Raw genomic sequence first — 13014 nt, 5'->3', positions numbered from 1 at the left:
ACACCGACTTGAGCGATTTTAGGTGAACTCAGGTTTTGAAAAGCATCGAGATCGGCTCCCTTTCCCCCTCGCCCCCCTGGGGGAGAGGGTTGGGGTGAGGGGGAAAAGCTCTCACTGACACACCATAAATCAATCAGCCAATGCTGATCGCCGGCAAAGTAGGCAACGTCACCGTCTGCTGCTTACGCGGCGCCAGAATCTCCGCCTCACCATCCACCACCAACTCATCACGCTGGTTGAACACACGAGTGGCAATGCGTACACGAAACTTCGGCAGCTTCTCGAGGATTTCCAGGCGCACGGTCAACGTGTCACCAATCTTCACCGGCTTCTGAAAACTCATCTGCTGACCGATATAAATAGTGCCCGGCCCAGGCAGCTCGCACGCCACGGCAGCACTGATCAGCGCGCCACTGAACATACCGTGAGCGATACGCTCCTTGAACATGCTGGCGGCGGCAAACTCGGCGTCCAGGTGCACCGGGTTGTGGTCGCCCGACATCGCGGCAAACAGTTGAATGTCGCGCTCTTCGACGGTCTTGCTGTAGCTGGCGGTCTGGCCGACTTCGAGGGCTTCGTAAGGGATGTTGGTAACCTGGGTCATCGGTCTCGATTCCTGTGACGGATTCAGTGAATCCACTAAAAATTTATTCGCTGCGCTGAGGGCGCGGATGGCTCAGGGCCTGATCGATCCAGGCCAGCACATCCGCGATCACTTCGTCGCGGTTGGTTTCGTTGAACAATTCGTGCCGCGCCTGCGGGTAGATCTGCAGTTGCAGGTGCTGGCTGCCGGCCGAGCGCAAGGCATTGGCCAGATCTGTCAGACGCTTGCCTTCACTCACCGGATCACATTCGCCGCCGATTACCAGCAGCGGCAGGCCCGGGTCGATCTGCGCGAGATTGGACGCTTTGCTGATCTGCTGCAAGCCGCCGAGCAGGTCGATCCACAGTTGATTGGTGCAGCGAAAGCCACACAGCGGGTCGTTGGCGTACAGGTCAACCTCGGCCGGGTCGCGGCTCAACCAGTCGAACGGTGTGCGCGCCGGTTTGAATTTGTTGTTGAACGAGCCGAACGACAGCCATTCGATCAGCGCGCTACGGCCCTTGCCACCCTGACGCAGTTTTTCCAGGCGGGCGATCTGCCGCGCGGCGCCGTACAGCGCAACGGGCTGAAAGTTTGAACCACTGAGAATCGCCCCGTTCAGGCTGGCGCTGTGGTGCAGCAAATAACCTTGGGCGATGTAGCTGCCCATGCTGTGCCCCAGCAGGATGATCGGCACCCCGGGGTGTTGTTGACCGATGTGCTGATTGAGGCTGGCCAGATCGCCGAGCACTTTGCACCAGCCGTCGTCATCGGCGAAGTGGCCGAGGGTTCCGTGATTGGCGGTTTTGCCATGTCCGCGTAAATCCGGCGCGTACACGCCATATCCTTTGTCGCAAAACGTGTCGGCCAGTCGCGCGTAGCGGCCACTGTGTTCGGCCATGCCGTGGGCCAGCAGGATCACCGCTTTCAATGGCGCGGCGGGCAGCCATTGATTGACGAAGAGGCGGCTGCGGTCACTCGCGTCCAGCCATAGGGTGTCGTGGATCATGGCGATTCCTTTGCTCTGAGTCGGAACATTGTATAGCGCGTCTGATCAGCCCACGCCACGGCAGGAAGATTCACACGATCAATGACGGCTTTGTCCATATTTGCCTCAATGGCCATAGCTGCTAGTGTCCGTGAAGCTCCGCTTTTTCAGAAATGACAGAAAGCGGCCCCGGATCGGCTCAGGTAAAGAGGACAAGAACAATGCAACCTGATTTCTGGAACGACAAACGCCCGGCCGGCGTACCGCTGGACATCGACATGGGTGAGTTCAAGTCGGTGATCGAGGTGTTCGAGCGTTCCTGCAAGAAGTTCGCCGATCGCCCGGCGTTCAGCAACATGGGCATCACCCTGACCTATGCTGAACTTGAGCGTCAGAGCGCTGCCTTCGCCGGTTACTTGCAGGCGCATACCGATCTGGTCCCGGGGGATCGCATTGCGGTACAGATGCCCAACGTCCTGCATTACCCGATTGCCGTGTTCGGTGCATTGCGCGCCGGGTTGATCGTGGTCAACACCAACCCGTTGTACACCGCGCGGGAGATGCGCCACCAGTTCAAGGATTCCGGCGCGCGGGCGCTGGTGTACCTGAACATGTTCGGCCAGAAAGTCCAGGAAGTGCTGCCCGACACCGACATTCAATACCTGATCGAAGCGAAGATGGGCGACCTGATGCCCACCGCCAAGGGCTGGCTGGTGAATACCGTGGTCAGCAAAGTGAAGAAAATGGTCCCGGCGTATTCGCTGCCGCAGGCGATCTCCTTCAAAAGTGCACTGCGCATGGGCCGAGGTCTGGGAATCAAGCCGCTGAAGGTCAGCCTCGACGACATCGCCGTGCTGCAATACACCGGCGGCACTACCGGGTTGGCGAAAGGCGCGATGCTCACCCACGGCAATCTGGTGGCGAACATGCAGCAAGTGCGCGCCTGTCTCGCCCAGCTCGGCCCGGACGGCCAGCCACTGTTGCGCGAAGGCCAGGAAGTGATGATCGCGCCGCTGCCGCTGTATCACATCTATGCCTTCACCGCGAACTGCATGTGCATGATGGTTTCCGGCAACCACAACGTGCTGATCACCAACCCGCGCGACATCGCCGGCTTCATCAAGGAGCTGAAAAACTGGCGCTTCTCGGCGCTGCTGGGCTTGAACACGTTGTTCGTGGCGTTGATGGATCACCCGGATTTCAAGACCCTCGATTTTTCCAGCCTGAAACTCACCAACTCCGGTGGCACCGCACTGGTCAAGGCTACCGCCGAGCGCTGGGAGCAGATAACCGGTTGCCGCATCACCGAAGGTTACGGCCTGACCGAAACCTCACCGGTGGCCTGCACTAACCCGTACGGCGATCAATCGCGGCTGGGCACGGTCGGCCTGCCGGTGCCGGGCACGTTGCTGAAAGTCATCAATGACGATGGCGTCGAGCTGGCTATGGGCGAACGCGGCGAGCTGTGCATCAAAGGCCCGCAGATCATGAAGGGCTACTGGCACAAACCTGAGGCCACGGCCGAAGTGCTGGATGCCGAGGGCTGGTTCAAATCCGGCGATATTGCGGTGATCGATCCGGACGGTTTCGTGCGCATCGTCGATCGCAAGAAGGACATGATCATCGTCTCCGGTTTCAACGTTTATCCGAATGAAATCGAAGACGTGGTGATGGCCCATCCGAAAGTCGCCAACTGCGCGGTGATCGGCGTGCCGGACGAGCGTTCGGGCGAGGCGGTGAAGCTGTTCGTGGTGGCGCGGGAAACCGGGGTCAGCCTCGAAGAGCTCAAGGCCTACTGCAAAGAGAATTTCACTGCGTATAAGGTGCCGAAACACATCGTATTGCGTGAGTCATTGCCGATGACGCCTGTCGGGAAAATTCTGCGGCGTGAGTTGCGCGATATCGCGTAAAAGTCAAAAGCGCAAAGATCGCAGCCTTCGGCAACTCCTACCTTGGAATGCATGTCCTGTAGGAGCTGCCGAAGGCTGCGATCTTTTGCTTTGAGTCCCCGAAAACCGGGGCTTTCAAGGAGGTCTAGGATTTTTGCTCTAAAATGACTGCTAGATAGTCTTGAGTCATGAATATGACTGTAGGGGCCGCTTTTGGCTCTAGTCGACCCTTGGCAAAGCTGCTACTCTCGGCGCGCTTTGTGACTTCTCGGCCTATGTAAAAGCCAGATTCACCAATACCAAACACACACCAATAATAATCGCATCAAATGCGGTGAAGAATTCGCGTTGCTGAGGAGTGGGCTTCCATGATCGAAGACTTTTGGAAGGATAAATACCCGGCTGGAATTGCTGCCGACATCAATCCGGACGAGTATCCGAACATTCAGGCAGTGTTGAAGCAATCCTGCCAACGCTTCGCCAACAAACCGGCTTTCAGCAACCTGGGCAAGACAATCACCTACGGTGAATTGTACGAATTGTCCGGTGCGTTTGCCGCGTATCTGCAACAGCATACCGATTTGCAGCCCGGCGATCGAATCGCCGTGCAACTGCCCAACGTTCTGCAGTACCCGGTGGCCGTCTTCGGTGCGATTCGCGCCGGGCTGATCGTGGTCAACACCAACCCGCTGTACACCGCGCGGGAAATGGAACACCAATTCAACGACTCCGGTGCCAAAGCCCTTGTTTGCCTGGCGAACATGGCGCATCTGGCCGAAGCCGTGGTGCCGAAAACCGGCGTCAAACACGTCATCGTCACTGAAGTTGCCGACCTGCTGCCGCCGATCAAGCGACTGCTGATCAACAGCGTCATCAAGTACGTGAAGAAAATGGTCCCGGCCTATCACCTGCCCAAAGCCGTCAAGTTCAACGACGTGCTGAGCAAGGGCCAGGGCCAACCGGTTGCCGAAGCCAATCCGCACAGCGGCGACGTTGCCGTGCTGCAATACACCGGCGGCACCACCGGCGTGGCCAAAGGCGCGATGCTGACCCATCGCAACCTCGTCGCCAACATGCTGCAGTGCAAAGCGCTGATGGGCTCCAATCTCAATGAAGGTTGCGAGATCCTGATCACGCCGCTGCCGCTGTACCACATCTATGCGTTCACCTTTCATTGCATGGCGATGATGCTGATCGGCAACCACAACATCCTGATCAGCAACCCGCGCGACCTGCCGGCGATGGTCAAGGAATTGTCGAAGTGGAAGTTCAGTGGTTTCGTCGGCCTCAACACGTTGTTCGTGGCGCTGTGCAACAACGAAGGTTTCCGCAAGCTGGATTTCTCCGCGCTGAAAGTCACCTTGTCCGGCGGCATGGCCCTACAACTGGCCGCTGCCGAGCGCTGGAAAGCGGTCACCGGTTGCGCCATCTGCGAAGGTTACGGCATGACCGAAACCAGCCCGGTGGCCACGGTCAACCCGATCCAGCACATCCAGATCGGCACCATCGGTATTCCGGTGCCATCGACCTTGTGCAAAGTCATCGACGATAACGGTGTCGAGCAGCCGCTGGGTGAAATCGGCGAACTGTGCGTCAAAGGTCCGCAAGTGATGAAGGGCTACTGGCAGCGTCAGGAAGCCACCGATGAAATGCTCGACAGCGAAGGCTGGCTGAAGACCGGTGACATCGCGCTGATCCAGCCGGACGGCTACATGCGCATTGTCGATCGCAAGAAAGACATGATTCTGGTCTCCGGTTTCAACGTCTACCCGAACGAACTGGAAGACGTACTGGCGACCCTGCCGGGCGTGTTGCAGTGCGCGGCCATCGGCGTGCCGGACGAGAAGTCGGGTGAGGCGATCAAGATCTTCATCGTTGCCAAGCCGGGCGTGACCCTGACCAAAGAGCAGGTGATGGATCACATGCGTGCCAACGTCACGGGCTACAAGGTGCCGCGCTCGGTGGAATTCCGCGATGCGCTGCCGACCACCAACGTCGGCAAGATCCTGCGTCGCGAGTTGCGGGATGAAGAGCTGAAGAAGATCAAGGCGAAGTCCGCCGCTTAAAACACCAAGCCCCGCAGATGCGGGGCTTTTTGTTGGTGTATGCGGGGGAGTTTGCAGTGTCCGGTAAATCCTACCCCCTCACCCCAACCCTCTCCCTCAGGGGGGCGAGGGGGAAGGGAGCCGATCGGGGGGCTGTTCAGAATCTGAGTTCAACTCAGGAATCTCAGGTCGGTGTATCTCGCCCGAATACCTCGGTCAGTCCCCTCTCCCTCTGGGAGAGGGTTAGGTGAGGGCTACTGACGGAACGGCGCAAAATTCACGTTAGTCCCCGCCGGACGCATGTCCTGCAGATACGAATCCTTGTCCGCACTCAATTCCAGGCTCAACGCGGCTTTACGCTTGCCTTCATTGCGAATCACCAGCCCTTCAAGCTTCTCACGCAGGAACACCGTCGGCACTTTCAGGTGCAGCAACTCGTCAGTCGCCGGGGTGTGCATCAGCAGGTGAATCCACTCGTACTGACCGATGGCCAGGCGCGACACCGGCAGGTCGAACCACCAGATGTTGCGGTTACGGTTCAGTTCGGCGAAGTGGCAGTTGTTGGTGCCGAGCACGGCACCGCCCAGTTCCTTGTTGCGTCGGGCGATGGCCTGCGTTTTATCGAGTTTCATAACATTCCTGCGGGATCGGTTCATTGGCGCACGGCGCCCATATGTTGCGCATTCTCGGGGCTACGCACACAAACATAAAGCCCAACCTGCACGCCACGACGAAATGAACCCCTGAAAATAAATGAAACTTGGCGCAAACCCGGCCAGTCAATCATTACGTACTGACTTTTCCCCCTAATTGCACCAAGGAGAAACACCATGAGTAGCACAGGCGATAAAGTAAAAGGCATGGCCAACGAAGCGGTCGGCAACGTCAAGCAAGGCGTCGGTAAAGCCACCGACAACACCAAACTGCAGGCCGAAGGCAAAGTTCAAGAGAAAAAAGGCGAAGCCCAGCAAGCGGTCGGCAAAGCCAAGGACGCCGTCAAAAAAGGCGTCGACAAGGCGTAATCCAGCCTTGAACGAAAGACACGAACGGCCATCCAAGGATGGCCGTTTTTGTGTCAAAAGCCTGCAGCGACCCGACGAGGTTCGCCAAACAGGCTACCGTGATGTAAAAAACGGCCCCTGAGTCGCCACGACTTCAACCTGTATTGCGGCGAAAGGAGACGCGAATGATTTTTCCGGACATGAAAGGTCTGCCCCTGCACCGGGTGATGGTGCGCACGGTCACTGAATTCGTCGACGACGAGATGTCGACCTACGCCTCGGCACTGGCTTACCAGATGCTGTTCTCGCTGTTCCCGTTCATTCTGTTCCTGATCGCCCTGATCGGTTTCCTGCACCTGCCGGACTTCTTCTCCTGGCTGCGCCTGCAATCGGAACTGGTGCTGCCGCCGCAGGCGCTGGAGCAGGTCAATCCGGTGATTGACCAGTTGCAGCAGTCCAAGGGTGGCCTGCTTTCCGTCGGTATCGTCATTGCCCTGTACACCGCCTCCGCGGGCGTGCGCTTGATGATGAGCGCGATGAACGCCGCATACGACGTGGTTGAAGGGCGACCGGTCTGGAAGCGTTTCCCGCTGTCGATTTTCTACACCGTCGGCATTGCCGGCATGCTGCTGGTGGCCGCCGCGCTGATGGTGCTCGGACCGCAGGTGATGGGCTGGATCGCCGCGCAGGTGGGGCTGGAAGACTTCATCGTCACCGTGTGGACCATCGCGCGCTGGCCGGTGATCGTGATTCTGATGATGGTCGCCGTGGCACTGATCTACTACGTGATGCCGGACGTCAAACAGGAATTCCGTTTCATCACACCCGGCTCTGTGCTGGCCGTGGTGGTGTGGATCATCGCCTCACTGGGTTTCGCCTTCTACGTGAAAACCTTCGCCAACTACAACGCGATGTATGGCAGCATCGGGGCGATCATCGTGCTGTTGCTGTACTTCTACATTTCCGCGGCGGTGCTGTTGCTCGGCGCCGAGATGAATGCGGTGATCGAACACATGTCCAGCGAGGGCAAGGACGCGGGTGAAAAAGTCCCCGGCGAACTCGATGAGCATCCCAAACAACACGTCTCGGGCCTGGGCCGCGATCATTCGCTCAAGCCGGACACTGACGAAGTCTGATCATGATTCGTGAAATTCTGAAAATGGGCGACGAGCGCCTGCTGCGCATCGCCCCGCCAGTACCGGCCGAGATGTTCGACAGCCCCGAGCTGTGGCAACTGATCGACGATATGTTCCAGACCATGGAAAGCGTCGGTGGCGTTGGCCTGGCCGCGCCGCAGATCGGCGTCGATCTGCAATTGGTGATCTTTGGTTTTGAACACAGCGAACGTTACCCGGACGCTGAAGCCGTGCCGCAGACGATCCTGATCAATCCGCTGATCACGCCGTTGAGTCCGCTGACGGAGGAGGGCTTTGAAGGCTGTCTGTCGGTGCCGGGTTTGCGTGGCGCAGTGGAGCGTTATCAGCAGATTCGCTACGAAGGATTTGATCCGAAGGGCGAGCCGATTGTGCGCACTGCGTCGGGCTTCCACGCACGTGTTGTGCAGCACGAATGCGATCACCTGATTGGCCGGTTGTACCCGTCGCGGATCACCGACTTCAGCAAGTTCGGTTTCACTGAAGTGATGTTCCCGGATCTCGATCCCACCGCCGACGATTGATCCCCGAGAACACCACACCCCCCTGTAGGAGTGAGCCTGCTCGCGATAGCGGTCTGTCAGTGACATTTTCGGTGACTGACACGCCGCTATCGCGAGCAGGCTCACTCCTACAGGGTTTTGTATTAGGCGGAGGGGGCCAGCTCCATCGCAATCATCGGCTTGCTCCGCGCATACCGGCTCAATCGCTCTGCCATCGCTTGCGGCAGCGCCGGGTCGAACGTAAACCCGCGTCGCTCATAAAACTCACGCAAATCCGGATGACAGAACAGCCACACCGGCTCGCTCACATCCTGCAGCGCTGCTGCGATCAGCTGTGCGGCAACGCCCTGTTCACGACACCCCGGATCCACAAACAGCCCGGTCAACCATTGCCCGCCGGACACTGGCCGCAAGCACAACGCGCCCACAATCTCTCCGCGCCGCGCCACCCATAACTGTGCCTCGCGAACAGCTTTCATCGAAGATTGGTGGCTGCGGTAAAACTTGTTCATCAACGGCCATAACGACTCGTCGAGCAGGCTGTATTGGGTGTCGGGCATGGGATCGGACTGTCGGCGTGAAAAGCGCCGATTATAAAAGAACGCACGGCTCTGGATAGGTGTATACCTGACCTCACATCCCCTGTGAGTGGAGTACGCATCATGTCCAAAGGTATGGATTCAAAGAAAGCCGCGAAGAAGAAACCGGCCAAGACCGCGATTGAAAAACGCGCAGAGAAGAAAGCCAAGAAAGTCGACATTTTCGGTCATTGATCACGCCTTTCCGGAGCCCGGTTCTCGGGCTCCAGCCTTGACCTGAAAATAATCTGCAAGATTGCGCGGCGTCGATGCACAGAAGGGGATGAATCCCGTTCCGAGCAACGCCATGCCCCATTACTTCGACGCCGCCCATCGTCAACAGATCGAAACCCTGCGCCAACGCTTTACCGCCCGCACTGAATGGCCAACCTGGCTGTTGCTGATCGGCGTCTATGGCGGCTGGTTCGCCATTGTTCTCAATAGTCAGTGGCTCGGTCGTGGCTTGAGCACATTGCTGCTGATCCCGCTGCTGGTGCTGTGGTTGTCGGTGCAGCACGAACTGCTTCACGGACATCCGACGCGCTGGACCCTCGTCAACAAAATCCTTGGCTATGCGCCGTTCGCGGTCTGGTATCCGTACACACTGTATCGCGACAGTCATTTGCTGCATCACCGCGATGAGCATCTGACCGTGCCCGGCGTCGATCCGGAAAGCCGTTACCTGACCCGCGCGGGCTGGCAGGGCAGTTCGCTGTTCGAACGCAGCCTGCACTGGTTGAACAAAACCGTGCTCGGGCGCTTTGTGATCGGTGCTCCGCTGGCGCTGATGGCGCTGGCCAAAGAAGAGTTTCTGCGGCTGAAAAACGGCGAGCGCCAGGCCTGGTTAATGTGGCTCCCCCATGGCGTGTTCACGTTGCTGGTGCTGTGGTTTGTCGCCCGATTCAGTGTGCTGCCGGTGTGGCATTACCTGTTGCTGATCAGCGTGCCGGCGCTGTCGATCGCGATGATCCGCTCCTACTATGAACATCGCCCACATGCGCAACCGGAGCAGCGCACCGTGTTGAACGAAGCCGGTTGGCCATGGCGCTGGTTGTTCCTGAATCTGAATTTTCATCTGGTGCATCACGACTTGCCCAAGCTGGCGTGGTACGACTTGCCGACGGTTTACCGGATGCATCGCGAGCAATGGATCGCGCGCAGTGGCGGGTTTCTTGTGCAAGGGTATGGCGAGTTCTGGCGGCGCCATGTTTTGAAGCCAATCGACAGCCCCGAGCATCCCTTCCACTGACCCAAGACCACCACAAAACCCTGTAGGAGTGAGCCTGCTCGCGATAGCGGTGTGTCAGGCGCCGAAGATGTCACTGATGCACCGCTATCGCGAGCAGGCTCACTCCTACATTGGCTATTTGTAACTCGGGAAAAATGTGTATGACCCAACACCACACCGAACTCCTGATGTACGTCGCCCCCGAGCCGATCCGCGCGGCGAGTGAGCGCTGGATTGCGCGCATTCTCGAGCAACTTGGCCACACTCGCCTGAGTGCTGAAGACCTGTCATTGCCCGAACTCTGGTTATCCCCCGATCTACTGCTCACACAAACCTGCGGCTACCCGCTGATGACTGCATTGCGCGGACAAGTGCGCATCGTCGGCCGCCCACGCTACGAACTCCCCGACGCCAGCGCCGGCAATCATTGCAGCCTGATCCTCGGCCGCGCTGACGACCCACGCAAAACCTTGGCGGAGTTCCGCGACAGTCGCGGGGTGATCAACAGCGAGGACTCCAACAGCGGCATGAACCTGTTGCGTCAGTGCCTCGCGCCGCTGCATCAGAACGGACAATTCTTCGCCTCGGTCGGCATCAGCGGCGGCCATCGAGAGAGCCTGCGCTGGTTGCGCGAACACCGCGCCGATCTGGCCGCCATCGACAGCGTCACCTACGCCTATCTGTTGCAACATGCGCCGGAAGAAGTCCGTGCCTTGCAGGTGATTGCGCGCAGTGCCCTGAGCCCGACCTTGCCGTTCATTACTGTCGCCAGCGCCACGGATGAGCAGGTTGAGCAGCTCCGACAGGTAATGAATGAAACCTTGCGCGAACTCCCTGATGTCACACAGACCTTGGGATTGCCTGAGGTGTTTGCGGCCAGTGAGCGCGATTATCAAATCCTGCTCGACTATCAGCGTGAGGCTGAAGAATGGGGCTATAGTCACTTACGCTAAAAGATCGCAGCCTTCGGCAGCTCCTACATCGAATGCGTACACCTGTAGGAGCTGCCGAAGGCTGCGATCTTTAGTTTTTATATTCTCTAATAGAATATAAAAATGAAATTTAAATATTATTAAAGAATAAGGCGCCTTGTTACGATCGCGCCACCGGAACACCGGACATTCAGCGACCCCTAACCAGGAGCCCCTATGTCCGGCGCCGAGCTTTCCGATCGCAACACCGTGGACGATCTGTTTCGCGCTCACTATCGCTGGCTCTGTGCTTACCTGCGCGGTCATCTGCACGACGCGGCCGGCAGCGAAGACATCGCCGCTGAAACCTTTGCGCAATTGCTTGAAGCCCCGGCACTGAGGGCCATCCGCGAACCCCGCGCCTTGCTGACGACCATCGCCCAACGCCTGCTCTATCAACGCTGGCGGCGTGGTGATCTGGAGCGTCGTCATCGCCAGCAGCTTGCTGTCGATTACGCCGTCTCGCCTGAAGACCTCGCCACGCTATCGCAAACCCTCAACCGCCTCGATCACAGCTTGCAACGCTTGCCCGGCAAGGTTCGCACAGCGTTTCTGCTCGCCCGCATCGACGGCCTGACCTACCCGCAAATCGCTGCCGAACTGGGCATCTCCCAGCGCTCGGTCAGCGAGTACATGAACCGTTCCCAAGCGCTGTGCGATCGCCACAGCGCCAACCAATCCCTGCAAGACAAGAGGTCCGCATGAGATCGATCAAAACCCTGCTCGGCACTTCGCTGCTGGCGTTGAGCCTGAGTGTCGGCGCTGTTTCGGCGGCGGAAAAAACCGCGCCGATCCACTTCGGCGACATCACCTGGGAAAGCGGCAGTTTCATCACCGAAGTGCTGCGCCTGATTGTTGAAAAAGGCTACGGCTACCCGACCGACACCTTGCCCGGCAGCACGGTCAGCCTGGAGGCTGCACTGGCGAAAAACGATATTCAGGTGATCGGCGAGGAATGGGCCGGGCGCAGTCCGGCGTGGGTCAAAGCGGCCGCCGAGGGCAAGGTGTTCGGTTTGGGCGACACGGTCAAAGGGGCCACCGAAGGCTGGTGGGTGCCGGAGTATGTGATCAAAGGCGACCCCGAGCGCGGCATCAAAGCCTTGGCGCCGGAGCTGAAATCGGTGGCCGATCTGCCGCGCTACAAAGACGTGTTCCGCGACCCGGAAGATCCGTCTCGCGGGCGTTTCCTCAACAGCCCGACCGGTTGGACTTCGGAGATCGTCAACAGTCAGAAGCTCAAGGCCTATGCGCTGAACGACAGCTTCGTGAATTTCCGCACCGGTTCCGGTGCGGCACTGGATGCCGAGGTGGCGTCGTCGATCAAGCGGGGCAAACCGGTGCTGTTCTACTACTGGTCGCCGACGCCGCTGCTGGGGCGATTCAAACTGGTGAAACTGGAAGAACCGCCGTTCGATGCCGAGGCCTGGAAGACCTTGGCCGATGCCAACAATCCGAATCCCAAAGGCACCCGTTCGATGCCGGCGAGCCTGGCGATTGGCGTGTCGGCGCCGTTCAAGGCGCAGTATCCGGAGTTGGTGGCGTTCTTCGAGAAAGTCGATTTGCCGATTGATCTGTTGAACCAGACTTTGGCGGGGATGAGTGAAAAACGTTTGCAGCCGAGGTTGGTGGCGGAAGCGTTTTTGCGTGATCAGCCGCAGGTCTGGAAGCCTTGGGTGCCTGCTGAGGTGGCGACCAAGGTGAGTGCAGGTTTGTAGATTTTTCCTGATGTTTTGGTAGTGCGACGACTATTGCTATCGCGAGCAGGCTCACTCCTACATTTGATCGTGTGAACATCGCAGATCAAATGTAGGAGTGAGCCTGCTCGCGATGGCCATCCCCCGATACAACGCCCCGCGCTGAACCGTTTCTTGTGCAAAAAGTGCCAGATACTGGCCGACTAGTGGCCTTGCGCAGGTCTTTGCACTGGCTATGCTTCTCGTAACTAACTATGTCGACCGTCATGTCAAAACATGGCTGAAACACATTGTTGGTCCGTGAATTCATGCTGCCAGAGTGCGCAACCCAAGGCACCGACACTGAACCAACAAGGAGCGTCGCTTACATGGAAGTTCTT

At 58.5% G+C, this 13014-nt stretch carries 13 protein-coding genes; 9 read left to right on the top strand and 4 right to left on the bottom strand.

The genetic code is table 11. The features are described from left to right. Nucleotides 1-133 precede the first annotated feature (133 nt). A complete protein-coding gene (locus CKW17_RS20445; protein WP_003227420.1) occupies nt 134-604 on the bottom strand; it encodes a MaoC family dehydratase in 471 nt (156 codons plus the stop codon). A 43-nt stretch (nt 605-647) separates the two neighbouring features. Beyond that, nucleotides 648-1592, bottom strand: coding sequence for an alpha/beta hydrolase (locus CKW17_RS20440; RefSeq protein ID WP_095121274.1), 945 nt, complete (start codon nt 1590-1592; stop codon nt 648-650). Nucleotides 1593-1792: 200 nt separating this feature from the next. Here CKW17_RS20440 and fadD2 point away from each other — a divergent pair, with 200 nt between their 5' ends. After that, entirely contained in the window at nt 1793-3481 is a 1689-nt protein-coding gene (gene fadD2 / locus CKW17_RS20435; protein ID WP_095121272.1) for a long-chain-fatty-acid--CoA ligase FadD2, read from the top strand. A 347-nt stretch (nt 3482-3828) separates the two neighbouring features. Beyond that, nucleotides 3829-5526, top strand: coding sequence for a long-chain-fatty-acid--CoA ligase FadD1 (gene fadD1 / locus CKW17_RS20430; protein WP_095121271.1), 1698 nt, complete (start codon nt 3829-3831; stop codon nt 5524-5526). Between the two features lie 233 nt (nt 5527-5759). On the opposite strand, the gene CKW17_RS20425 is transcribed toward fadD1, so the two are convergent. Continuing rightward, on the bottom strand, nt 5760-6137 hold the full coding sequence (locus tag CKW17_RS20425; RefSeq protein WP_007917843.1) for a hypothetical protein: 378 nt from the start codon (nt 6135-6137) through the stop codon (nt 5760-5762). 198 nt (nt 6138-6335) lie between these two features. Here CKW17_RS20425 and CKW17_RS20420 point away from each other — a divergent pair, with 198 nt between their 5' ends. The 3 genes from CKW17_RS20420 (at nt 6336) to def (ending at nt 8184) form a co-directional block, all read left to right on the top strand. Then, nucleotides 6336-6527, top strand: coding sequence for a CsbD family protein (locus tag CKW17_RS20420; protein ID WP_053122994.1), 192 nt, complete (start codon nt 6336-6338; stop codon nt 6525-6527). 164 nt (nt 6528-6691) lie between these two features. Continuing rightward, nucleotides 6692-7642 (top strand): YihY/virulence factor BrkB family protein, encoded by a 951-nt coding sequence (locus CKW17_RS20415; RefSeq protein ID WP_034153379.1) that lies wholly within the window; start codon nt 6692-6694, stop codon nt 7640-7642. A 2-nt stretch (nt 7643-7644) separates the two neighbouring features. Next, the gene (def, locus tag CKW17_RS20410) at nt 7645-8184 is read left to right on the top strand and encodes a peptide deformylase (protein WP_095121269.1); all 540 of its coding nucleotides are present in this window, start codon (nt 7645-7647) and stop codon (nt 8182-8184) included. Between the two features lie 122 nt (nt 8185-8306). Here the strand turns inward: def and CKW17_RS20405 are convergent, their stop codons facing one another. Next, on the bottom strand, nt 8307-8723 hold the full coding sequence (locus tag CKW17_RS20405; RefSeq protein WP_095121268.1) for a GNAT family N-acetyltransferase: 417 nt from the start codon (nt 8721-8723) through the stop codon (nt 8307-8309). A 325-nt stretch (nt 8724-9048) separates the two neighbouring features. Here CKW17_RS20405 and CKW17_RS20400 point away from each other — a divergent pair, with 325 nt between their 5' ends. The 4 genes from CKW17_RS20400 (at nt 9049) to CKW17_RS20385 (ending at nt 12655) form a co-directional block, all read left to right on the top strand. Continuing rightward, on the top strand, nt 9049-9990 hold the full coding sequence (locus CKW17_RS20400) for a fatty acid desaturase (RefSeq protein WP_095121389.1): 942 nt from the start codon (nt 9049-9051) through the stop codon (nt 9988-9990). A gap of 140 nt (nt 9991-10130) precedes the next feature. Then, the gene (locus CKW17_RS20395; protein WP_095121267.1) at nt 10131-10922 is read left to right on the top strand and encodes a phosphate/phosphite/phosphonate ABC transporter substrate-binding protein; all 792 of its coding nucleotides are present in this window, start codon (nt 10131-10133) and stop codon (nt 10920-10922) included. Nucleotides 10923-11117: 195 nt separating this feature from the next. Then, complete coding sequence (locus tag CKW17_RS20390) at nt 11118-11645, top strand: sigma-70 family RNA polymerase sigma factor (RefSeq protein ID WP_095121265.1); 528 nt, start codon at nt 11118-11120, stop codon at nt 11643-11645. Continuing rightward, nucleotides 11642-12655 (top strand): ABC transporter substrate-binding protein, encoded by a 1014-nt coding sequence (locus tag CKW17_RS20385; protein WP_095121263.1) that lies wholly within the window; start codon nt 11642-11644, stop codon nt 12653-12655. Before CKW17_RS20390 ends, CKW17_RS20385 begins: the two co-directional genes overlap by 4 nt. Nucleotides 12656-13014: the final 359 nt, after the last annotated feature.

This window comes from Pseudomonas sp. Irchel s3f10, from assembly GCF_900187515.1.
In the GTDB taxonomy this organism is placed as follows: domain Bacteria; phylum Pseudomonadota; class Gammaproteobacteria; order Pseudomonadales; family Pseudomonadaceae; genus Aquipseudomonas; species Aquipseudomonas tensinigenes.
Note: the sequence above shows the minus strand (reverse complement) of the source record. Positions and strands in the feature narration are given on the sequence as shown.

Bases quoted from the DNA above. Each gene is read 5' to 3' on its own strand.
- CKW17_RS20445 (WP_003227420.1), bottom strand. From the start codon at position 604: ATGACCCAGGTTACCAACATCCCTTACGAAGCCCTCGAAGTCGGCCAG.
- CKW17_RS20440 (WP_095121274.1), bottom strand. From the start codon at position 1,592: ATGATCCACGACACCCTATGGCTGGACGCGAGTGACCGCAGCCGCCTC.
- fadD2 (WP_095121272.1), top strand. From the start codon at position 1,793: ATGCAACCTGATTTCTGGAACGACAAACGCCCGGCCGGCGTACCGCTG.
- fadD1 (WP_095121271.1), top strand. From the start codon at position 3,829: ATGATCGAAGACTTTTGGAAGGATAAATACCCGGCTGGAATTGCTGCC.
- CKW17_RS20425 (WP_007917843.1), bottom strand. From the start codon at position 6,137: ATGAAACTCGATAAAACGCAGGCCATCGCCCGACGCAACAAGGAACTG.
- CKW17_RS20420 (WP_053122994.1), top strand. From the start codon at position 6,336: ATGAGTAGCACAGGCGATAAAGTAAAAGGCATGGCCAACGAAGCGGTC.
- CKW17_RS20415 (WP_034153379.1), top strand. From the start codon at position 6,692: ATGATTTTTCCGGACATGAAAGGTCTGCCCCTGCACCGGGTGATGGTG.
- def (WP_095121269.1), top strand. From the start codon at position 7,645: ATGATTCGTGAAATTCTGAAAATGGGCGACGAGCGCCTGCTGCGCATC.
- CKW17_RS20405 (WP_095121268.1), bottom strand. From the start codon at position 8,723: ATGCCCGACACCCAATACAGCCTGCTCGACGAGTCGTTATGGCCGTTG.
- CKW17_RS20400 (WP_095121389.1), top strand. From the start codon at position 9,049: ATGCCCCATTACTTCGACGCCGCCCATCGTCAACAGATCGAAACCCTG.
- CKW17_RS20395 (WP_095121267.1), top strand. From the start codon at position 10,131: ATGACCCAACACCACACCGAACTCCTGATGTACGTCGCCCCCGAGCCG.
- CKW17_RS20390 (WP_095121265.1), top strand. From the start codon at position 11,118: ATGTCCGGCGCCGAGCTTTCCGATCGCAACACCGTGGACGATCTGTTT.
- CKW17_RS20385 (WP_095121263.1), top strand. From the start codon at position 11,642: ATGAGATCGATCAAAACCCTGCTCGGCACTTCGCTGCTGGCGTTGAGC.